This is a genomic window from Actinomyces sp. oral taxon 180 str. F0310, from assembly GCF_000185285.1.
Taxonomy (GTDB): domain Bacteria; phylum Actinomycetota; class Actinomycetes; order Actinomycetales; family Actinomycetaceae; genus Pauljensenia.
In genome coordinates, this window is sequence record NZ_GL622194.1 from 297935 (window position 1) to 319502 (window position 21568).

Annotated in this window: 16 protein-coding genes and 1 tRNA gene; 5 read left to right on the forward strand and 12 right to left on the reverse strand. The window is 65.7% G+C overall.

Features of this window, described 5'->3' with window-relative positions; genetic code table 11:
- Nucleotides 1-131: 131 nt before the first annotated feature.
- From HMPREF9006_RS01325 to HMPREF9006_RS01380, 12 genes are all read right to left on the reverse strand, one after another.
- The gene (locus tag HMPREF9006_RS01325) at nt 132-935 is read right to left on the reverse strand and encodes an N-acetylmuramoyl-L-alanine amidase family protein (protein ID WP_156794376.1); all 804 of its coding nucleotides are present in this window, start codon (nt 933-935) and stop codon (nt 132-134) included.
- Nucleotides 936-1412: 477 nt separating this feature from the next.
- Nucleotides 1413-3245, reverse strand: coding sequence for a CAP domain-containing protein (locus HMPREF9006_RS01330; protein ID WP_009211728.1), 1833 nt, complete (start codon nt 3243-3245; stop codon nt 1413-1415).
- A 269-nt stretch (nt 3246-3514) separates the two neighbouring features.
- Nucleotides 3515-3587 (reverse strand) — tRNA-Ala (locus tag HMPREF9006_RS01335).
- Nucleotides 3588-3702: 115 nt separating this feature from the next.
- A complete protein-coding gene (locus tag HMPREF9006_RS01340; protein ID WP_009211729.1) occupies nt 3703-4437 on the reverse strand; it encodes a histidine phosphatase family protein in 735 nt (244 codons plus the stop codon).
- Nucleotides 4434-4859 (reverse strand): ribosome silencing factor, encoded by a 426-nt coding sequence (gene rsfS, locus HMPREF9006_RS01345; RefSeq protein WP_009211730.1) that lies wholly within the window; start codon nt 4857-4859, stop codon nt 4434-4436. The genes HMPREF9006_RS01340 and rsfS overlap by 4 nt, the downstream gene beginning before the upstream one ends.
- 15 nt (nt 4860-4874) lie before the next feature.
- Nucleotides 4875-5585 carry a nicotinate-nucleotide adenylyltransferase gene (gene nadD, locus HMPREF9006_RS01350; protein ID WP_009211731.1) on the reverse strand — a complete coding sequence of 237 codons (711 nt, stop codon included), beginning with the start codon at nt 5583-5585 and terminating at the stop codon, nt 4875-4877.
- Nucleotides 5582-6862, reverse strand: a complete 1281-nt coding sequence (locus HMPREF9006_RS01355; RefSeq protein ID WP_009211732.1) for a glutamate-5-semialdehyde dehydrogenase — start codon at nt 6860-6862, stop codon at nt 5582-5584. The genes nadD and HMPREF9006_RS01355 overlap by 4 nt, the downstream gene beginning before the upstream one ends.
- Before the next feature lie 36 nt (nt 6863-6898).
- Nucleotides 6899-8026: a glutamate 5-kinase gene (gene proB, locus HMPREF9006_RS01360; protein WP_009211733.1), complete on the reverse strand. Its 1128-nt coding sequence runs from the start codon at nt 8024-8026 to the stop codon at nt 6899-6901.
- The gene (obgE, locus tag HMPREF9006_RS01365; RefSeq protein ID WP_009211734.1) at nt 8023-9546 is read right to left on the reverse strand and encodes a GTPase ObgE; all 1524 of its coding nucleotides are present in this window, start codon (nt 9544-9546) and stop codon (nt 8023-8025) included. The genes proB and obgE overlap by 4 nt, the downstream gene beginning before the upstream one ends.
- Before the next feature lie 72 nt (nt 9547-9618).
- On the reverse strand, nt 9619-9876 hold the full coding sequence (gene rpmA / locus HMPREF9006_RS01370) for a 50S ribosomal protein L27 (protein WP_003792637.1): 258 nt from the start codon (nt 9874-9876) through the stop codon (nt 9619-9621).
- Between the two features lie 34 nt (nt 9877-9910).
- A complete protein-coding gene (rplU, locus tag HMPREF9006_RS01375) occupies nt 9911-10231 on the reverse strand; it encodes a 50S ribosomal protein L21 (protein ID WP_009211735.1) in 321 nt (106 codons plus the stop codon).
- 217 nt (nt 10232-10448) lie between these two features.
- Nucleotides 10449-13223 (reverse strand): Rne/Rng family ribonuclease, encoded by a 2775-nt coding sequence (locus HMPREF9006_RS01380; RefSeq protein WP_009211736.1) that lies wholly within the window; start codon nt 13221-13223, stop codon nt 10449-10451.
- A 373-nt stretch (nt 13224-13596) separates the two neighbouring features.
- On the opposite strand from HMPREF9006_RS01380, the gene HMPREF9006_RS01385 reads away from it, so the two are divergent.
- The 5 genes from HMPREF9006_RS01385 to HMPREF9006_RS01405 all read left to right on the forward strand — a co-directional run bounded on the left by HMPREF9006_RS01385 (nt 13597) and on the right by HMPREF9006_RS01405 (nt 21476).
- Nucleotides 13597-15147 carry a cytochrome ubiquinol oxidase subunit I gene (locus HMPREF9006_RS01385; RefSeq protein WP_009211737.1) on the forward strand — a complete coding sequence of 517 codons (1551 nt, stop codon included), beginning with the start codon at nt 13597-13599 and terminating at the stop codon, nt 15145-15147.
- A gap of 16 nt (nt 15148-15163) precedes the next feature.
- On the forward strand, nt 15164-16285 hold the full coding sequence (gene cydB, locus HMPREF9006_RS01390) for a cytochrome d ubiquinol oxidase subunit II (protein ID WP_009211738.1): 1122 nt from the start codon (nt 15164-15166) through the stop codon (nt 16283-16285).
- A gap of 108 nt (nt 16286-16393) precedes the next feature.
- Nucleotides 16394-18082: a thiol reductant ABC exporter subunit CydD gene (cydD, locus tag HMPREF9006_RS01395; protein WP_009211739.1), complete on the forward strand. Its 1689-nt coding sequence runs from the start codon at nt 16394-16396 to the stop codon at nt 18080-18082.
- Nucleotides 18079-19833 carry a thiol reductant ABC exporter subunit CydC gene (gene cydC, locus HMPREF9006_RS01400; protein WP_009211740.1) on the forward strand — a complete coding sequence of 585 codons (1755 nt, stop codon included), beginning with the start codon at nt 18079-18081 and terminating at the stop codon, nt 19831-19833. Before cydD ends, cydC begins: the two co-directional genes overlap by 4 nt.
- On the forward strand, nt 19830-21476 hold the full coding sequence (locus HMPREF9006_RS01405; protein WP_009211741.1) for a GAF domain-containing sensor histidine kinase: 1647 nt from the start codon (nt 19830-19832) through the stop codon (nt 21474-21476). Before cydC ends, HMPREF9006_RS01405 begins: the two co-directional genes overlap by 4 nt.
- Nucleotides 21477-21568: the final 92 nt, after the last annotated feature.

Genomic DNA, 21568 nt, shown 5'->3' on the forward strand with positions numbered 1-21568 from the left:
CCTTTCCAAGCTACAGCGTCAAATCTCGCCCGGTCTCCCGTACGGCGCGTGCCGACCTCGTTGCGACGAGGTCGGCACGCGCGTGTATCAAAGCTGTCGGTGGCGAGAACTCCCTCACCCGCAGCACGCGCTCACTGGTAGAGGCCCCACCAGACACCGTTGCCGTAGAACCAGTGGCGTTCGCCGTTGATCCAGCGGGTGCCGGTGACCATGGCGCCGGAGGCGTCCATGTAGTACCAGTGCTCGCCGTCCTTGACCCATCCGTCCAGCATCGCGCCATTGTCGTTCATGTAGTACCAGGAGCCACGAATCATGTTCCAGCCGGTGACCATGGCGCCGGAGTCGTTCATGTAGTACCAGGAGCCGTGGATCGCGTTCCAGCCGGTGACCATGGCGCCGGAGTCGTTCATGTAGTACCAGGAGCCATCAATTTCAAGCCACCCGGTCTGCATCGTTCCCAGATCGGGATCCATGAAGTACCAGGTTCCACCGATCAGGTGCCAGCCGAAGGCCTGATCCCCCGAGGTACCGTAATACTCCCAGGAGCCTTCCTGGTTGTACCAGCCGGTGACCATGTATCCGCGGCTGTCGAAGCGGTAGATCTTGTCATCAATCTCGACCTGCTCGTTCATAGCGTACGTGCCGTCACCGAGGTCGAACCACCAGCCGACGGAGTCCTGCTTCCAGGAGGCGGCGGGAGCATCGGAGTCGTCACCCTCGTCAGCGGGATCTTCGGCGGCGGCACCGTCGGCGGCCGGGTCTTCCTCGGCGGCACCGTCGGCGACGGGCGTCTCTTCGGCAGCGACCGCACCGTTATCGGCGGCAGCACCCTCGGTGGGCTCGCCGGCCGCGTAGGCGGGAACGACAGATCCGGCGACAATGGCAGCAGCACTCAGGGCCGCAATCATAAACTTGCGTGCATTAGTGGGACGCATAGCTAGTCCTCTCGTGATGGTTGGTTGGAAGGCAACGAGCTGTGTTGCTTCAAAATGTAGCGAAGCAGCCTCATGACACTTCCGCGTAATGCATTACTTAGTATATACTAGAGTTTGTCGATAAGCAAGCCCCTCCTGACAAGAGGCTCACCAGCGACGCCAACCCCGATCATCCCTGCCTTTTCCGCAATTCCCGGGCACAATGAAGCCCCTTACCCTCAGATCATCGTAACCAACGAGCGCGCGTCAAACACAGAGAGCACCTCACTCACCGGCATCCCTCGGTTCGACACTTCGGTTGACCACCCACGCCTTGGGCATGAGAACAAGCCCGGCCCCAACAGGGCGCAGGTCCGGACACAGGACAACGAGCCCCAACGGGCAACACGCGTGCGCACGCGCAGGAACGCAGCGCCCCGCCGACGATGCACAATGTCGGCGGGGCGCTGATCGGACCCGTCGGCCCGACCGCTCATGTTATCGCTTGGCTCGACGGGAAGCCACGACGGCACCTGCTCCGGCAACCAGGACGGCCACAGCCCCAACCCCGACCCACAGGGCTGAGGATCCCGTTGCAGCAATCACATGCGCACGAGCCTGGGAGGGTTTCCTCGCCTCGGAGGCCGACGGCGCATCGGAGGATCCGACCGCAGCCGGGCTCGCCGAGGACGAAATGCTCGTGCGAGCGTGCACTGGCTCGGAGCCGTTCGAAGAGCCTGGCGCGCTCGCAGTGTTCCCTCCGTCCCCGGCAGCGGAGGGAACGCTCGGGACGGCGGGCTCGGAAGGGGAAGAAGCAGCCGGCGCGCCAGGATCAGCGGAAGCGCTCGGCGCGGGAGCGGGTTGTTTCACCGAGGGATCGGCGGCCACGCCGCTTCCCTCGCTGGGCGAGGCGGGCGCGGACGATTTGGGGCTGACCGTGATCGTCGTGCAGCTCGTCAGGGCGTCGCGATACTCGTTTGCCGTCAGGTAGCGACCCGCCTGCCCGTCACCACGCACGGTCACGCCACCGTCTTTTTCGGGATGGACCGTGGTGGCCGAGGCAATGGTGTCCGCAACGCGATCGAGCTGCGCATCGATGTCGGCAAGGTTCGCCGACGTTTGCTCGCCCGCGGAGGTGGCCAGGTAGGCGTCCAGTTCGGCCTGTGCGCGATCTGCTGCGGCCTGAGCGTCAGCGAGGGCACGGGAGGCATCGACCGAGGCCGCGCTCCCCTCAGGGGCTGGCGTCGCAGCCCCTGCCCCCTCAGATCCCGCCTTGGCAGGCATGTCGGTCGGTGCCACGGGAAGCACGCTGCCCGGTAGCGCGCCGACCTTGTTCTGCCACGAGTTGGCGCGCTGCTCCTCGCCCGAACCGGCGAGCCCGGACACGTAGTTGGTGTTGTTGGCCCGGAAGGCACCGCTGTCGAAACCGTAGGCGCCTGCCACGTCACCGGTCGTATGGAAGCGCGCCGCGTTGGGCGTCCCTCCACTGAGACCGTAGAACTTCTGGGTGCCGTAGATACGGGTGTACTGACCGTGCTTGGCAATGTGAACTCCAACGCCCACGACGTTGTTCTGAGCGAGCATGTTCTTGTCGTGACCCGGAGAGTTCTTCCACTGCTCGAAAAGCGCATCCGCGGCCTGCATCGGATTCTTCGAGGTACCGTACGCGCCCCACTTGTCGCCGAAGTTCTCACGGTGGTTGTAGGCGATGTTCTCACCGGCGTAGGTGGTGTCTCCCCCGTCGAGCTTGCCGACACCCAGGAACTTGTAGTCCGGATCGTGGTTGAAGTCGTCGGTATCGGACATGTGCTGGCTCCAGGCGCGAGCATCGAGAGTCACCGTATCGGAGACAACCAGCTCGGGGAGCCCAGCGTTGGCGCGATAGACGTTCATCTTCTGCACGACGAGCGCCTCGATGATGCGTGCCTGCGTCGCATCGTCCACCTTCGACCAGTCGACCCAATCGAGGCCCCGCTCAGGCGCGGCCTCACGAGCGGGAGCATCCCCGACCGAGGGATTGGGCTGGTTCGCACCCGCCTTGGCGGACTCGAGGGCCGCCTGCGCGTCCGACAGCGCACGTCGCAGCTGGGCCTCTCGGGCGGGATCGGCCGCGAAGGATGCCGCCTTCCCCTCGGCCGCCGCAGCATAGCGCGCCAGCACGGGATTGTATTCGTCGCTGATGCGCCCCTGGGCGCCGACCAGGGCGGAGCAGAAGGAATCGTCGGAGGAACCGGTTCCCTCAGCCAGGGAGGGAATGACGACGAGAGACGCAGCGATCGTGGTGGCCGCCAAGACAACCGACGTGTGCGTGCGAGTGAGCTGGAACGACATTGAGTACCGGCCTAACACTATGAAACAGAGACAGACAAATTTTTCCACGCGGTACGCATATCTTCAAACTCGACTTGACAACCATTTACGCGAAAACCTACGTGGTTTCAACGCTTTTTCAGATTGACAGAAGATGCTCATCCCACATGTCGATACCAAAACGTTATCTGCGGTGGCGCGCGGCTGACCACCATGAAACGACCCATGCCCCACCACAGCATCGGGCACACAAAAGACCGATACTCACAAGGTGAGTATCGGCCCATCTGTGGAGCTAGGGGGATTCGAACCCCCGACCTCTTCCATGCCATGGAAGCGCGCTACCAACTGCGCCATAGCCCCGTATTTGCTTCGTCGCCGTGGCGACCTCATAAATAATAGCGGACGCTTTGAGAGAAAGGCAAACGCACATCCAGTGCCGCTCGTCACACGCGCGGCGCGCAAGGCCGCCGCACGCCTACGCGCCCAAGATGTCCTCCCGAGATCCGATGTTGTGCGAGGCGAGCCGCCATCCGCAACGAGCAGCACTCTTGACACTCGACTCTCCCACGGGAACAAGCTCCGACCAGTGGCAGTTATCCACCCCGCGCAACCCGTTGAAGACCGCCGGATCCAAGCCCAGCAGAGACACGATCCCCCGGGCAATTGCCGCGCCGTGAGAGACCACGATCAACGACTGATCCCCGCCGCAATCGCCCGCAGCCTCCAGGACCGCTTCGCGCACGCGAGCCCCCACGACCTCGGAACGCTCCACCTGGGCCTCCTCGCTCTCTCCGCTCGCCCGATACTGCCGCGATGCCTGCGGCTCTTGCGCGTCAATCTCCTCGTATGTCTTGCCCTCGAAACGCCCGTAGAAGCGCTCGGTGAGCCGCTCATCGATGCGGGGACCATCGCACGGATAGCCCGCGATCTCAAAGACGCGAGCAATGATCCTCGCCGTGTCGAGAGCCCTGCCCAGCGGCGAGCTCACCAGGCGCACTCCCCCATCGTCGTAGGAGCGACGCGGCGCGGAAGCGAACATGCCCACCTCGGCGCTGGGCTCACACAGGCGACTCACGAGGACACCAGCGGCACCGGCAGCCTGTCCTCGCCCGGCCTCGTTCAAGGGCATGTCAATACGCCCCTGAAAACGCCGCTGCAGGTTGAAGTCAGTCTGGCCGTGGCGCAGCAGGACGATCCTCGATGCGCTCACACCGACTCCTCAACACCGTTTGCGGCGGCACGCTCGGCAGCTGCCGCCCGCGCCTCGTCCGTGTCGACGCCAATCGGCACTGCGGGGCAATCCCCCCACAGGCGTTCGATCGCGTAGAACTCTCGTTCCTCCTCCAGCAGAACGTGCACGAGGAGGTCCGAGTAGTCCAGGAGCACCCACGTTCCCTCCGCGCGGCCCTCAATGTGGGTGGGGCGCCGTCCGTAGTCTTCCCACACGCGGTCCATGATGTCCTCGGCGATTGCCCGCACCTGACGCTGCGTCGGAGCGGAGACAACGACAAACGCATCCGCCAGCGCCAGCTTGCTCGTCACATCCACCAGGACCGGGTTCAGACCGCCGCGATCATCCGCGGCGCGCGAGGCGAGGGAAGCCAACTGCGAGGTGGCGTCGGGAAGAGTCACGTTTCTCCTTGAATCTCAGGACCGGTACAGGCCGTACTTGTTGATGTATTGGACGACTCCGTCGGGGACCAAATACCACACGGGCTTGCCGTCCTCGACGCGAGAGCGACAGTCGGTGGAAGAGATCGCCATCGCGGGCACCTCCAGCAGGGACACGGACTCGCGCGGAAGCCCCGGATCGGAGAGGTTGTGACCGGGACGGGTCACGCCGATGAAGTGAGCCTGCTCGAAGAGCTTATCAGCGTCCTTCCACTGCGCGATCTGCGCCAGCGCGTCCGCGCCGGTGATGAAATAGAAGTCCGAGTCCGGATACTCCTGCGCCAGATCGGCCAGGGTATCAATCGTGTAGGTCGTCCCCCCGCGGTCGATATCCACGCGCGAGACGGCAAAGCGCGGATTGGAGGCCGTGGCAATCACCGTCATCAGGTAGCGGTGCTCCGCCGACGTCACACGTCGGCTCGCCTTGAAGGGCTGCACAGCGGCCGGAACGAAGACCACCTGATCGAGACCGTAGACGTCCATGACCTCCGAGGCGGCAACGAGGTGCCCGTGGTGAATCGGGTCGAAGGTTCCGCCCATGATCCCAATCGCTCGCCGCCTGCGCAGCGCGCGCGGCGGATTCTGGGGCGAGGCCGGCGCCGCAGTCGCCCCAGCAGTTGCCTCCGTGGTCTTCTCGATCTGCTCGGACCGCCCGGTCGCGGCCTGGTCGCTGGCCTGTGCCGTCACGGTCGGATCGTTCCATCGCCCTCGTAGACCCACGTGGTTGTCGTGAGTTCACCGAGCCCCATCGGTCCGCGCGCGTGAAGCTTCTGCGTCGAGATCCCCACCTCGGCGCCGAGGCCGAGTTGGCCTCCGTCCGTGAAGCGAGTAGAGGCGTTAATCGCGATTGCGGCAGCATCAACGCCCGACCGGAACGCCGCGATGGTGCGCACATCGCTGGCGACGATCCCCTCCGTGTGGCCGGAGGAGTACCGGCGAATATGTTCAACCGCCTCATCGACGCTCGCAACGACGCCCACGGCAAGATCCATCGAGAGGTACTCGGTCTCCCAGTCGGCCTCGGTCGCTTCGACAATCATGTCGGCATCAATGGAGGGGTTTCCAGCGATGATGGCGCGGGTGGCGTCATCCGCGTGGATCGTCACGCCGGCGGTCGTCAGCCTGGTCACCGCCGCAACGAGGAATCGGGGAGCCACGTCGGCGTGGACGAGCAGCGTCTCGGCGGCATTACACACGCCCACCCGCTGCGTCTTCGCGTTCATGATGATCGCCTCGGCCGCCTCCAAGTCGGCCGACGCATCCACGTACACGTGGCAGTTACCGGTCCCTGTTTCGATGACGGGCACTCGAGACTCCTCGACCACCGCATTGATGAGGCCCGCTCCACCTCGGGGAATGAGGGCGTCGATAGCGCCTCGTGCACGCATCATGGCCCGTGCCCCGCCTCGTCCCCACGGGTCCACCGTGGAGATCGCGTCCGGGGGCAGGCCAACGGAGGACAGGGCGTCCCGGCACACGTCAATGAGGACGCGATTCGATGCCTGCGCAGCGCTTCCCCCTCGCAGGATCACGGCGTTGCCCGCCTTCAGGGCAAGGGCAGCGGCATCAATGGTGACGTTGGGGCGAGCCTCGTAGATGATACCGACAACCCCGAGCGGGACGCGCTCCTGCGTGACCCGCAGGCCGATCTCGGTTCGCCCTCCTCGAACGACCTGACCGATTGGGTCCGGAAGGGCAACGATCTCGCGGACAGCCTCGGCGATCGACCGGAGACGATCCGTATTCAGCGCGAGGCGGTCAAGCAGGCCGTCGCTCATCTGCTCGGCGCGGCCACGCGCCAGGTCCTCGGCATTAGCCGCCAGAATCTGGTCGGCGCGTTCAATCAGCGCCGCCGCAATAGCCTCCAGACCCCGATTCTTCAGCTGTGTCGGAGCATTGGCGAGAACGCGAGCCGCCGCGCGTGCGGCATCGGTCACCTGGGAAATATCAGCAGGAGTATCCACCCGGCCATCATGACATACAAGCGCGCTCAAAGCCGATCAGTCTGGTGCGACGGTTCCAAATGCGTCGCCCAATACGGCCAGATCATCCCGGTGAATAGCGGGCCTGGGATGCTCATGGCCCGCCAGCCGCAACTCGTTGATGCTCGCTCCGGCGATCTGGGCAAGCGTATCGGAGTCGTAGCCGCAGACGCCGCGTGCGATCAATCCGGTCGGCGAGGCGACGTCGACGACATCACCAGCATCAAAGTGGCCGAGCACCTTTCGTACGCCCGCGACCAGGAGCGACTTCTTGCGCTCCGTGATCGCCCTGGCCGCGCCCTCGTCAACGATGAGCTCCCCGCGTGAGGGGGCGGCGTGAGCGATCCACAGGCGCCGCGACGCCGGACGCTGCCGCGAGGGTTCAAACCATGTTCCCACGCGTTCGCCCGACAGGACTGCCTCCAGATCGTCCGCACACGCCAGCTGCACGCCAATGCCGCTGGCCGTGGCCAGCATCGCCGCCTGGACCTTCGTGGCCATACCTCCGGTCCCCACGCGCGAGCCGGCACCGGTGACGAGAACGCTCATCAGATCATCGGGCCCACTCACGCGTTCAATCAACTTTGATCCCGGGTGATCCGGAGGAGCGGTGTAGAGGCCGTCAACGTCCGTCAGGAGGACGAGCGCATCAGCCTGAACCATCTGCGCGATGAGCGCCGCCACCCGGTCGTTGTCGCCAAAGCGCAACTCCCGAGTCGTCACGGCATCATTCTCGTTGAGGATCGGAACGACGCCGAGGCCGAGCAGCCGTACGAGCGCGGCTCGGGCATTGGTGTAGTGGTCCCTGCGCATCACGTCCTCCGTCGTGAGCAGAACCTGAGCCGCATCCAGGTGATGCGCGTGAAAGGCCGCCGTCCATCGGGCCATGAGCAGACCCTGGCCCATCGCGGCAGCAGCCTGAACGCTGGGAAGGTCCTTAGGCTTGGAGGAAAACCCCAGGGGATCGAGGCCCGCAGCAACCGCTCCCGAGGAGACGATGAGAACCTCGCGGTCCCTGCCACGCCAGCGTGACACGAGCCTGGCGACGGCATCAATGCGGTTGAGATCCAGCCCGCCGTCGGGTCGCGTCAGGGAAGACGAACCGATCTTGACGACGATGCGGGACGCCGCCCGGATACCGTTCATGACTGATCCGAGGCGTCGGTCCAGTGGCCCGCCTCGCGCTCGGTCCACAGCTCGTCACGGGCCGCACTCTTGGCATCCATGACCTGATGGTAGACCTCGCGCCGTTCCTTACGGCTCGGGCGCGCGTTCTGATCCAGGCGCAGGTCGGTGCCGCGCGACCCCAGCAACTCGGGCCCAGTGGTGAGCGTCGGCTCCCAATCGAAGACCACGCCCCCGTCGAGATCACCGATCACCACGGTGTCTCCTGCGACGGCACCGGCCTTCATCAGCTGGTCCTCGACGCCCGCGGCATTCAGGCGATCCGCCAGGTAGCCCACGGCCTCGTCGTTGGCGAAGTCGGTCTGACGCACCCAACGCTCGGGCTTGTCGCCGCGGACCTGGAAGACGTCCTCGCCGTCCTTGCGGGTCTTGCGTACCGTGATCTCCACGCTGCGTCCAACCGCCTTCGGACGGATAACGGGGCGAGCGGCCTCGAGGGCGGGACGCTTCCCCCGTTCCTCCTCGACAATGTCGGCCAGTACAAACGACAGCTCCTTGAGCCCCTCGTGGGACACGGCCGACACCTCGAGCACGGGCCAACCGAAGGACTCGAGGTCCGGGCGAGTGATCTCAGCCAGGTCACGGCCGTCCGGAACGTCGATCTTGTTCAGCACGATGACGCGCGGGCGCTGCATGATCGGCACGTAGCCCTCGATCTGAGTGAGGTCTCCCTGGTAGGCCTCAAGCTCCGCCTCGATGATGCGCAGGTCCTCAACGGGCTCACGATCTGTCTCGAAGGCAGCCGTGTCGAGCACGTGGACGATGACCGCACATCGTTCGATGTGGCGCAGGAAGTCCAGTCCAAGTCCTCGCCCCTGAGACGCTCCGGGAATCAGACCGGGAACGTCAGCGACCGTGTACCGCGTATCGCCAGCTGAGACCACACCAAGGTTGGGCACGAGAGTGGTGAACGGGTAGTCGGCGATCTTGGGGCGCGCCGAGCTCAGCGCAGCGATCAGCGAGGACTTGCCCGCCGACGGGAAGCCGACCAGCGCGACGTCGGCGACGGACTTCAGCTCGAGCACGACATCGCGCTCCTCGCCCGGCTCGCCCAGCAGAGCAAAACCCGGTGCCTTGCGGGCCTTCGAGGCCAGAGCGGCGTTGCCCAGGCCACCGCGACCGCCCTCAGCCACGACGAAGCGCGCTCCAGCACCGGTCAGATCGGCGAGAAGCTCGCCCGACATGGACTTCACGACCGTTCCATCGGGAACAGGCAGGACGATGTCCGCGCCGTTCTTGCCCTGACGGAAGTCGCCCATGCCAGCGGTACCGCTGTCGGCGCGGCGGTGCGGGCTACGGTGGTAGCTGAGCAACGTCGTTTCCTGAGGACTCACCTCAAGGATCACCGACCCGCCGTTACCGCCGTCTCCGCCATCAGGACCGGCCAGCGGCTTGAACTTTTCACGCTTAATCGAGGCCACGCCGTTTCCGCCGTTTCCGCCCGCTGCGTGCAGCGTCACGCGATCCACGAAGTCTGCCACTGGTGCTCCTGCCAACCGAAGTAAAATGGGAAAAGGGCGTCCGGCAACGCCGGACGCCCTTAGCGCGCGGTCTCAGGCAGAGACCGGCGAAACGCTGACGACCTTGCGATCGCGCTTGCGGCCGAACTCGACCGCTCCCGCGCGCAGGGCGAACAGCGTATCATCCTTGCCGCGGCCAACACCGTCGCCGGGATGGAAGTGGGTGCCACGCTGACGAACGAGGATCTCGCCGGCGTTGACCAGCTGGCCGCCGTAGCGCTTGACGCCGAGGCGCTGCGCGTTCGAATCGCGACCATTACGGGAGGAACCAAGGCCCTTCTTATGTGCCATCAGTTGCTACTTTCTGCTCGTGGGAACGTCGGACTCAGGCGATCTCGGTGATCTTGACGACCGACATCTTCTGACGGTGTCCCTGACGCTTACGGTAGCCCGACTTGTTCTTGTACTTAATGATGGAAATCTTGGGACCCTTGGCCGAATCAACGACTTCAGCCTTGACGGAAACCTTGCCCAGCTTGGCCGCGTCAACAGTGATGGCGTCGCCATCCACCAGCATCAGCGGCTGGAGCTGAATGCTCGAACCGATTTCCTCTGCCAGCTTGTCGACGACGACGACGTCACCGACGGACACCTTTTCCTGCCGGCCGCCAGCCTTGACGATCGCGTAGACCACGTTGGAGCTCATCTCTTCTCGTATTCGTAACCGGGATCCCGCCTCGAAACTGCCGAGGGCTTTCTGATGTTCTGACGATCCCGTTGGCGCTTGTTGCGCCGACGATCAAATCTAGCCGATTCGCACGCCGGAATGCAACCCGGCGCGACCCGCGAGCTACCAGAAGTGCTGTGCGATTCCACACCTCGACGCGAGAGGGAGGGCCTCCCCCTCCCTCTCACTCCGGTTCTCAGCCCGCGTCTACGATGCCGGTTGATACCGCTCGCCGACGGCGCTTGGTCCGCGGCTTGTCGGTGGCCTCCGGCAGGGTAATATCTTCGGTCGATCGCGTCGCCTGGACCGCCGCCCCTGCCTCGGCTCGCGCCGGAAGATCAACGACGACCGCGGGAGTGGCCTCGGGCTCGACGACTCCGCTGGATGCTGCCGCGCGGCGCCTGTGCGACCGGCGAGGCTGAGTCCCCTCCTGCGCGCTCGCCGGAGCCTCCCGGGCCTGGCCACCATCGTTGCGGGGGGCGCTTTCCTGGGACGCAGGGTGAGCGGGGGGTTCGGCGGGGCTGGGAGCCGAGGAAGGCTCCCCGCTGGCCGCGGTCGCCGCCTTGTGGGAAGCGCGACGCCGGTTCGCGGGCGCCTTCTCCTGACGCTCGGGAAGCTCGATGTCGACCGCATTCTTCGCCGGAGCCTGCTCGGCCGTTTCTACGGGGTCGGGCAAATCGATATGGACGGGAAGATCGGGCACCGGGGTCGCTTCCGCGACCCGACGGCGCCGACGCGGACGCTTGGTTGCCTCCTGCGCGGACGCGTCCGACGCCTTCGACTCTGCCTGGTCGGGTGCACTGGCCTGCTCGGTGCCGGTGGCCGAGGAGGCATCCTCGACCTCGCGTGCCGCCGCCTGAGCGGTCCCCTTCGCGGCCGGGACGGGCGCCTCGGAGGGAGCGTCATCGTCCTTGCGCGAGGAAGCGGCAGCGATCGCGCTGAGTGCTTCCTTTGCCCGCTCGTGCTCAACCCCGGCCTCGATGCGTCGCGGCTCCGCCCTCTTCTGAGACTTCTTTGCCGACTTGGCTCCCTTCGACGAAGAGTCGGCACCGGAAGCCTCCACCGGATGGTGGTGGACGATGAATCCGCGCCCTTCGCAGGCTTCGCAGGGGGAGGAGAATGCCTCCACGAGGCCTTCTCCCACGCGTTTGCGGGTCATTTGCACGAGCCCCAGCGAGGTGATCTCAGTGACCTGGTGGCGTGTGCGATCGCGCCCCAAGCATTCCACAAGGCGGCGCAGGACGAGGTCGCGGTTCGATTCGAGCACCATGTCAACGAAGTCAATGATGACGATTCCGCCGATGTCGCGCAGGCGCAGCTGGCGCACGATCTCCTCGGCTGCCTCAAGATTGTTGCGCGTCACGGTTTCCTCAAGGGTGCCTCCCGCGCCAATGAACTTGCCCGTGTTGACGTCGATGACCGTCATCGCCTCGGTGCGGTCAATGATGAGGGTGCCGCCGGAGGGCAGCCACACCTTGCGATCCATACCCTTGGCAAGCTGCTCGTCGATGCGGTGTGCGTGGAAGACGTCCTCCGTCCCCACCCACTGCTCGACGCGGTCGGAGAGTTCGGGACTGAGTTCGTCCACGTAGTCCTTGACGGTAGCGTACGTGTTACGCCCCTGAATAACGAGCTTGGTGAAATCCTCGTTGAAGATGTCGCGCACCACGCGCACCGCGAGCTCAGGCTCGCCGCGCAGGAGCACCGGAGCGTTCTTGGTCGATGAACGCTTCTTGTCGATCTCCTCCCACTGGCGAGTGAGTCGAGCGACGTCGTCACGAATCTGCGCTTCGGTTGCGCCCTCGGCGGCGGTGCGCACGATGACTCCGGAACCGGCGGGGACGACGGCCTTGAGGATCTTCTTCAGGCGCGCGCGCTCCTTGTCGGGCAGCTTTCGAGAGATTCCCATCATGGAGCCACCCGGAATGAGCACGAGGTAGCGACCCGCGAGGGTGATCTGCGACGTCAGGCGCGCTCCCTTGTGTCCGATCGGATCCTTCGTCACCTGGACCAGGACGGGATCACCCGACTTGAGGGCGGCCTCAATGCGGCGGGGCTTGCCCTCCATCCCGACGGCATCCCAGTTGACCTCTCCGGCGTACAGGACGGCGTTGCGGCCGCGACCCACATCGACGAATGCCGCCTCCATGGACGGAAGAACGTTCTGGACGCGGCCCAGGTAGATGTTGCCGACCATGGAGGACTGGGTGCGACGAGCGACGTAGTGCTCGACGAGGAGCCCGTCCTCAAGGAGGGCGATCTGATCCAGGCCGTCATGATCGCGGATGACCATGGTGCGCTCGACGGACTCGCGGCGCGCCAGGAACTCCGATTCGGAGATCGAGTGGCGGCGCCTGCCCTCGCGCCGACCCTCGCGGCGACGCATCTTCTTAGCCTCGAGCCGGGTCGATCCCTTCAGGGCCTGGACCTGATCCGCGGGATCACCATCGTCCGCAACGGCTACCGATGCCGAGCGGGAACGGCGCCGACGACGACGGGTTGACCCCTCGTCGTCTACCGCAGATTCATCCTGGGATGCGACGGATTCGCTCCCATCGGGCTTCTTCTCAGTGCTGGAAGCTTCGTCGGCCCTCTTGGAGCGCCGACGGCGCCGACTCTTCGGTTCGGCGCCCGGTTCCTCGCTCCCGGAGCGCTCAACGGGAGAGGATTCGTCTGCTGACGCATCGGCGACGCCCTCGTTCTCGGCGTCGCCGACGTTTTTCTTGGAGCGGCGCCGACGTTTAGGGGACGCCTCCTCGCGTTCGGGCATCTCCTCGGAGGCGGAGGAATTGCGGCGGCGCTTGGGTTCCGCTTCCTCTGCAGCGATCGGCGCTGCGACCTCGGGTGCAGCCTGGAAGACCGGCGCCTGGAACAGCAGCGACGCGGCGGGTGCCACGGGGGTGGTGGATTCGGTTGTCACGATTCTCCAATGGTGGGCGTGCACCACGTGCCCGGACACACCCGTTATCATCGCCCGCGAAGGGGCGGAAACCTAGTGGAGCGCAGACGCGCAGCGGTCGGCGGCGGTGGAAACGTCATCGCTCGACTCTCGTCACGGGGGCACGCCCGCGACATCCATTCGCCCTCATTGTCGCACACAACATGCTTTCCCCGTTGAATGCGCCGGGAAAGGGTGACCAGGTCAACGCCTCACACGCCCAAATACACGGCGTTTACCAGGAAAAATAATCAGACGCATATGTCACAAAACGATCACCAAGCCCCGTTATCCCTTAGTACCGCCGACACATCTGGGCTACATTTGTGTCAACCCGTGACATAGGTCCTACGGCCGCGTCTCGGCTTCAACGACATCCCTCATCCCTACACGAGAAGGTCCCATCATGACCCTCGCGCAGACAGCGCTTGACGCGGTCACGGTCGGACGATGGCAGTTCGGCATCACAACCGTCTACCACTTCGTCCTCGTGCCGCTGACAATCGGCCTGTCCCTGCTGGTTGCCATCATGCAGACCGCATGGCACCGCACCGGCAAGGAACACTGGCTCCAGGCGACCCGATTCTTTGGTAAGCTCCTCCTCATCAACTTCGCCCTCGGCGTGGCGACCGGCATCGTCCAGGAGTTCCAGTTCGGAATGAACTGGTCCGAATACTCCCGTTTCGTCGGCGACATCTTCGGCGCCCCGCTGGCCATCGAGGCACTCCTGGCCTTCTTCCTTGAATCCACGTTCCTCGGACTGTGGATCTTCGGATGGGGCCGTCTCTCCAAGGGCATGCACCTGGCGACCATCTGGTGCGTCGCCATCGGCACGATGCTCTCGGCAGCCTGGATTCTCGCGGCCAACGCCTGGATGCAGCATCCCGTCGGGGCACGCTTCAACCCCGAGACCGGCCGAGCCGAACTCGACGGTGTGGCTGGCTTCCTCAAGCTCATCACCTCCGGCGTCTACCTGAGCGAGTACGCTCACGTCATCACCTCCGCCTGGCTCGTCGCCGGATCATTCGTGGCCGGCATCGCCCTGTGGTGGATGGTGCGCACCGCTCGTGAGGGAAGCGAGCAGGCCGTGGCGCAGTCCCGGGACGTCTGGCGTCCGATCGCCCGCTTCGGGCTGGTCGCCGTCCTGATCGGCGGCCTCGGTACCGCCGCTTCCGGCCACATCCAGGGCCAGGAAATGGTCGCAGCTCAGCCAATGAAGATGGCGGCAGCCGAGGGCATCTGCGTGGACACCGACGGCGCGGCTTTCACGGTCGCCCAGTTCGGCTCCTGCCCCCTGGGCGATAACGGCGCGCACCCCACCCAGTTCATCCGCGTTCCCGGTGTCGCCTCCTTCCTGTCGCACAACTCCTTCTCGGCGACCTCCGAGGGGGTTTCCGACATTCAGGCACGCATGGTGGACCTGTTGAACTCGGACGTGAACTTCACCGCCAAGTACGGGGACGCCTCGCAATACGATTTCCGGCCCCCGCAAATGGTGACCTTCTGGTCCTTCCGCCTGATGATCGGCCTGGGGATGCTCGCCTTCCTCCTCGCCGCCTGGGGCCTGTGGGCCACCCGAGGCGGGCGCACGTCGTCCAACAAGTGGCTCGGCGTCGTCGCCCTGGTCAACCTACCGCTGCCTTTTGCAGCCGCTTCTTTCGGCTGGATCTTCACCGAGATGGGTCGCCAGCCGTGGGTCGTCGTACCGAACCTGGGTGCGCTGTCCGCGGGATCCGACCTGGGGTCGGTGGCCATGATGACCGAAATAGGCGTGTCCCCCAACGTTCCCGCCTGGCAGATGCTGGCCACCCTCGTCCTCTTCACTCTCCTGTATGGCGTCCTGGGAGTCTTCTGGTACGTCCTCATGAAGCGCTACGCCGTCGAGGGCATCCACTCCTCGCCCGAGGCTGATAAGCCCACGGCCGAAACACCCGCCGAGCTGTCTTTCGGATACTGAGAGAGGAACAACGAACATGACTCTGTCAATCCTGTGGTTCATCCTCATCGCCGTGTTGTGGACGGTCTACCTCATTCTCGAAGGCTTCGACTTTGGCGTCGGAATGCTCCTGCCCTTCGTCGCCAAGGGCGACCGCGAACGCACCCAGACGGTGCGCACGATCGGCCCCCACTGGGACGGGAACGAGGTCTGGCTCCTCACCGCCGGCGGCGCGACTTTCGCCGCTTTCCCCGAGTGGTACGCCACCATGTTCTCGGGCATGTACCTGGCCCTGTTTCTCATCCTGGTCTGCCTGATCGTGCGCGTCATCGCCCTCGAGTGGCGCTCCAAGATCGCCACCGAGAAGTGGCGCCACGCGTGGGACTGGGTGCACACGGCCAGCGCCTGGCTCGTCCCGCTGCTGCTGGGCGTCGCATTCGCCAACTTCGTGCAGGGCATGCGCATCGAGGTCGTTGACGCGGCAACGGGCACCGTCGTGGACCCGACGCTGGTGAATCAGTCGCTGGCGAGCGCAACGCACCAGCTGACGGGCGGTTTCTTCTCCCTTCTAACCCCCTACACCATCCTGGGCGGGCTGGCGGTTCTCGCCGTCTGTCTGGCGCACGGCGCGCAGTTCCTGGCGCTGAAGACCACCGGGGAGGTGCGCGATCGCGCAAATGCGATCGCCGCTCCGGCATCGATCGCCGCGACCGTCCTGGCCGCCGCGTGGCTGTTCTGGGGTCAGTTCGCGTACACGACGAATGTCCTGGCGTGGATCCCCCTCGTCGTTGCCGCCCTCGCGATCATCGTCTCCACCGCGCTCTCTCAGGCGTCGCTGCGGCGAGAGGGGCTGTCCTTCACGGCCTCCTCCGTCGCGATCGCCGGCTCCGTCGCATGGGTCTTCGCCTCGATGGCTCCCGCCGTCCAGAAGTCCTCGATTAACCCGAGCTACTCGCTGACGATTGAGCAGGCCTCGTCGACGAATGCGACGTTGACCGTCATGACGATCGTCGCGGCCTGCCTGGTCCCGATCGTTGCGGTCTACGTCATCTGGTCCTATTGGACGTTCCGTTCTCGCGTTGGTGCCGAGGACGTGTCGACCAAGACAGGGCTCCTGCTCAGCAAGATTCGCGTGGGAGAGAACTTCCTCTCCAGCTGACTCTTGTGCGCCGCTTGTGCCCGGTTCCGTCTCGCGGGACCGGGCACAAGCACATCCACCAGGCGACGCCGAGGACCTAAGACCCATGACGCCGCGCTTTGGGGCACAATGGTATCCGTGCGTCCTTTCGATCCTCGCCTGCTGCGATATGCCCGATCGGCTCGCGGCCCCATTGCTGCGACGGCCCTCCTTGGGACCGTCACCGCCGTCCTCGTTCTCGCTCAGGCACTGCTCGTTTCGTCGGCGCTGTCCCCGATCATCTCCGGCGGTGCCTCCCTCGTTGACGTTCTGCCCACTATCGGGGCCATAGGACTCGTGTTCGCCTGTCGAGCCGGGTGCGTGGCCGCGCGCGAGGCACTCAGCACGCGAGCGGCGGGGGCAGCCGTGGCCGAGCTACGCCGCCGCGTCATCGACTCGGCTATTGCGCTGGGGCCTCGGTGGCGGGCGACCAATGGTGCACAGACGGCGGCTCTGGCCACCGGCGGCCTCGAAGACCTGCGCCCCTACTTCGTGGCCTTCCTCCCCCAACTGGTCCTCGTGTGCACCGTCACTCCCGCGGCGCTGGGGGTCATCCTGTTGCTCGACTTTTGGTCTGCCGTCATCGCGCTGCTCGTGATTCCGTTGATTCCCCTTTTCATGGTCCTGATCGGTCGCTTCACCCAGTCGGCCTCCGACGAGAAACTGGCGTCGATGAAGCGTCTGTCCGCCCAGCTCCTGGATCTCATCTCGGGATTGCCCACGCTCCGCGCGCTCGGGCGCGAGAGGGCTCCGCGCCCCCACCTGCGCGCGCTGGGCGAGGCGAATACGAAGGCGACGATGTCGACGCTGAGCGTGGCGTTTCTCTCGGGTGGTGTTCTCGAGTTCCTCACGACCCTCTCGGTGGCTCTGGTCGCCGTCGAGGTTGGGATGCGCCTGGTCTTCGGTCACATGTCGCTCTTTCACGGACTCGCGGTCATCATGCTGGCTCCCGAGGTCTTTGAACCCCTACGCCAGGTAGGCGCGCAATTCCACGCTTCTGCGAACGGCGTGACGGCCTCACGTGCCGCCTTCGATATCATCGAGGAGGCCGAGGCTCTGCCCCCTGCCGGATCTCTACCGTGCCCGGACATGTCCCGCACCGACATCGTCCTGGACGGCGTTGGCGTGCGCTCGCGCGAGGCCTGGGCGCCGAGTCCAACCTCGGGCATCGTGCGTCCGGCGACCGTGACGGCGCTGTCCGGACCCTCTGGGGCCGGAAAATCGACGCTCGTGTCGTGTCTGCTTTCCGACACTGTTCCCGACTGCGGTCGAATCCTGCTGCGCTCGGCGGCCTCGGGCGGCTCCGCCCGCTCAGATCTGCCGCTGTCCGAGGTCTCCCCCGCTTCGTGGAGGAGCACCATCTCCTGGGTGCCGCAATCCCCCACGCTGGCACCCGGGACGATCCTGGACAGTATGGGAGGCCTCCCCCTGGAGAGCCTCACCCGAGCAGCCGAAGCGACGGGATTCGACGCCGTCCTGTCCGAGGCTCCCGATGGCTGGAACACGGTCATCGGACGCGGCGGGATCGGTTTGTCTGTCGGGCAGCGACAGCGCCTGGCTCTCACTCGAGCCCTCGCGGCCGACTCGCAGATCGTCATTCTCGACGAGCCCACGGCGCATCTGGACGCCGTGAGCGAGGAAACGATTATCGGGGCCATCAACGCGATGCGCGCCCAGGGCCGAACCCTCATCGTCATTGCTCACCGGAGCGCGGTCCTGGATATCGCCGACACGGTAATCGACGTGACCGCCGCGGCCATCAAGGAGGAACGCGCATGAGGCTCTTCCTGACGCGCTCGGAATCCGCGGCGCTTCGCCGATGCATCGCTTTGCTTGGGGTATCGCGTTCCGGTTTCGCGCTCTCGCTCCTCCTGGGAGTCGCGGCTCTGGGCTCGGCGATCGCGCTCGGGGGAACGGCCGCGTGGCTGATTGCCCGGGCATCCCAGCAGCCGCCCGTTCTCTACCTGACCGTCGCGGCCACGTCGGTGCGGCTCTTCGGTCTCTCGCGCGCCCTCGCCCGCTACCTGTCGCGCCTGGCCTCGCACAAGGTCGCGTTGTCGGGTATGGACAACCTGCGCGCGAACCTGTATGACCGCTTGTCGAGCGCTCCCGCGGCGGCGTTATCGTCCGTGCGACGCGGAGACCTGATGAGCCGGGCAGGAGCCGATGTCGACGAGGTCGGCAACGTCGTCGTGAAGACCGTCCTACCCGCGCTCGTCGCGCTCATCGTCGGCGTCGCGACCGTGGCGGTTGTCGCCGTCATCTCGCCCGCGTCGGCACTCGTTCTTGCGCTGTGCCTCCTTCTGTCGGGCGTGGTGGCGCCCGCCCTGATCGCCCGCTCCGTGCGGATGGCCGAGGGCGAGGGGGGCGACGCGCGCGCGGATATCGCCGCCACCACCCTGGCGCTGCTGGAGGGTGCCACCGAGCTCTCGCTGGCCGGGACACTGCGCGGAGTCACACGGACGCTCGCCCGTGCCGAAGCCTCTTTGCGTCAGGCTCTTGCTCGCTCTGCTCGCCTGTCCGCGCTCGCCCGAGGCCTGGACGTGTGCGCTGTGGGAATGGCGCTCATCGCCGCTCTCCTCATCGGTATCCCGCACGCGCTCTCCGGCGCGCTCCCGCAGGTTCTCCTCGCCGTCATCGTTCTCATTCCGCTGTCCTCCTTCGAGGGCGTCGCTGAGCTTGCTCCAGCCGCGTCCCAGCTGGTCCGCAGCGCGCAGGCAGCTCAGCGCATCTGCGCTCTCATCGGTGAGGAGTCTCCCTCCGCCTCGCACGCCATCCCTCAGGGCGCCACCCTCATCGAGGCTCACGATCTCGCGATCGGCTGGCCGGGCGGCCCCACCCTGGTTGAGGGGATCACGTTCACGCTGCGCGCGGGTGCCTCCGTGGCCATCGTCGGACCGTCGGGGATCGGCAAGACAACGCTGCTGGCCACCCTCACGGGAGTGATCCCCCCCAAGTCCGGTCATGCCCTCATCAACGGGGTGCCCGCGTGGGGGGCGCGCCGCGACGACGTCGCCTCCCACATCACCATGACCGCCGAGGACGCCCACATCTTCGCAACCAGCATCTACGAGAATCTGCGCGTCGCGAAGGCATCCCTGACGCGCGAAGAGGCCGTGACGTCACTGCAACGAGCGGGACTTTGCGAGTGGATCGACTCTCTTCCTGACGGAATCGATACGGTGATCGGTTCGGGTGCGACGACGGTGTCCGGGGGTGAACGCCGCCGCCTGTTGATGGCGCGCGCGCTCCTCGTCCCGGCCCCCGTCATGGCGGTGGACGAGGCGTCGGAACACCTGGACGGCGAGACCGCGGACAGGCTCATGAACACCCTCCTGACTCCCCCACCCGATCGCGCTACCCTGGTCGTCACGCATCGCCTCAGCGCCCTCGACCAGGCCGACCAGGTACTCGTTTTGGGACGCGTGCAGGCCGGTCAGTGCGCGAGGGTGGTTGCACAGGGCACGCACGCGCACGTTCTATCTTGCCTGCCCGGCTACCGGTGGGCACTCGATCAGGAGGAACAATGAGCACCGACAGCACGGACTTTACCCTTCTCGAAGCGGCGCTGGATCTGACCAGCTCCCTGGACCTGAAGGCAGGCCTGCAGAACTTCGTCAACCAGGCGTGCGCTCTCACCTCCTCGCCGCACGCCACGCTGACGGTCCTTGACACGTGGGGTGCGACAACGTTGCAGCTCGAGCACCACGACACCCTGCCCGCGCCCGATGTCCCCCGGGCGCTCATCACGGCCATTCCCGTCACCGAGCCTCTTCTCGTCAACTCGCCCACCGACGCGACCGACCTCGACCTTCCGCCGTCCACTCCCGCGTTCCTCGGCGTCTCGGTCCTGGTTCACGAGCAGGTGTACGGAAGGCTCTATCTCACGGGGAAGCCGGGGGGATACACGGCCGGCGACTCGGCCGTGGTCGCCGCGCTGGCTCCGGCTGCCGGCATCGCCGTTGAGAACGCTCACCTCTACGCGGACTCACGCCGTACGGAACGCTGGATCAGCGCCTCTCAGTCTCTGACGACAACCATGCTGGAGGGGGCCGATGAGGAGGAGGCTCTCGAGCTCATCGCGAAGACGGTGCGCGAGGTGTCCCACGCGGACACCGCGATCATCGTCCTCCAATCCGTGGGCGATACGTGGGCGGCCGAGATCACCGACGGAAAGAACGCCTCGAGCCTGCTCGGCTTGGTTTTTCCACCCGAGGGGCGCGCGATGAGCGTGTTGCATGAGGGGACCGGCATGATCGTCGACTCGATGGCCCGCGCCCAGACGATGCGCATGCCACAGCTGGCCGCCTTTGGTTCCGCCCTCTACGCTCCGCTGCGTTCTCGAGGAGTATCATCGGGCGTCCTCATCCTCTTGCGCCAGATCGGTGCTCCCGAGTTCGACAGCGCCGAGCTCTCCCTCGCTGAATCCCTGGCCTCTCAGGCCACCCTCGCGCTCGAGCTGGCCTCCGCGCGCCACGCCCAGGACGTGGCAGCCCTCCTGGATGAGCGAGATCGGATCAGCCGCGACCTGCACGATTTTGCGATTCAGCAGCTCTTTGCCACCGGGATGGCCCTGGACGCGGCCAAGCAGAAGATTACCCAGGGGGAAGCGGATCCAGCCTCCTTGGAGTCGCTCATCGACTCCTCTCTTGCCTCAATTGACGAGGCCGTCCGCCAGATCCGCACGATCGTGCACAACCTGCGCGAGCGGGATAAGGCCGTCGGCCTGGTCGAGCGAATCCGCAGGGAGTCGTCGCTGACGCGCTCCGCCCTCGGCTTTGCCCCCTCCCTGCTCATCACCCTCGACGGCAATGCGATCAACTCGGACCTGGACAACGAGCTGGTCGTCATTGACGAGTTCGATGGCCGCGTCGACCCGGACCTCTCCGATGACGTCGTCGCAATCGTGCGTGAGGGGTTGTCGAACATCGCGCGTCACGCTCACGCGACGGCCGCGACCGTATGCGTTGACGTGTCCGGGCGAGGCAAGTCCGGGCGGGTGCGCATCACGATCACCGACGATGGGCGCGGGATCGATCCGTCGCGGACCCGCAACTCGGGTCTGGCCAACATGGCCGAGCGCGCTCGGCGCCACCACGGCAGCTTCGATACCGGATCAGGTGGGGAGGGAGGCGGAACCAGGGTCACGTGGATCGCTCCCCTGGAGGGGTAGGACAAGGCCGGGGTCCCGAGAAGACCTGGGGGCGGGGGTGACGCTCACGCGTCACCCCCGCCCCTTTTTCTGCGAGCACCGAGCTATCCCGC

Excerpts from the sequence above, each read along its gene's own strand:
- HMPREF9006_RS01325 (WP_156794376.1), bottom strand. The coding sequence starts at position 935 with ATGCGTCCCACTAATGCACGCAAGTTTATGATTGCGGCCCTGAGTGCT.
- HMPREF9006_RS01330 (WP_009211728.1), bottom strand. The coding sequence starts at position 3,245 with ATGTCGTTCCAGCTCACTCGCACGCACACGTCGGTTGTCTTGGCGGCC.
- proB (WP_009211733.1), bottom strand. The coding sequence starts at position 8,026 with ATGAACGGTATCCGGGCGGCGTCCCGCATCGTCGTCAAGATCGGTTCG.
- rpmA (WP_003792637.1), bottom strand. The coding sequence starts at position 9,876 with ATGGCACATAAGAAGGGCCTTGGTTCCTCCCGTAATGGTCGCGATTCG.
- rplU (WP_009211735.1), bottom strand. The coding sequence starts at position 10,231 with ATGAGCTCCAACGTGGTCTACGCGATCGTCAAGGCTGGCGGCCGGCAG.
- HMPREF9006_RS01380 (WP_009211736.1), bottom strand. The coding sequence starts at position 13,223 with ATGATAACGGGTGTGTCCGGGCACGTGGTGCACGCCCACCATTGGAGA.
- HMPREF9006_RS01385 (WP_009211737.1), top strand. The coding sequence starts at position 13,597 with ATGACCCTCGCGCAGACAGCGCTTGACGCGGTCACGGTCGGACGATGG.
- cydB (WP_009211738.1), top strand. The coding sequence starts at position 15,164 with ATGACTCTGTCAATCCTGTGGTTCATCCTCATCGCCGTGTTGTGGACG.
- cydD (WP_009211739.1), top strand. The coding sequence starts at position 16,394 with ATGGTATCCGTGCGTCCTTTCGATCCTCGCCTGCTGCGATATGCCCGA.
- cydC (WP_009211740.1), top strand. The coding sequence starts at position 18,079 with ATGAGGCTCTTCCTGACGCGCTCGGAATCCGCGGCGCTTCGCCGATGC.
- HMPREF9006_RS01405 (WP_009211741.1), top strand. The coding sequence starts at position 19,830 with ATGAGCACCGACAGCACGGACTTTACCCTTCTCGAAGCGGCGCTGGAT.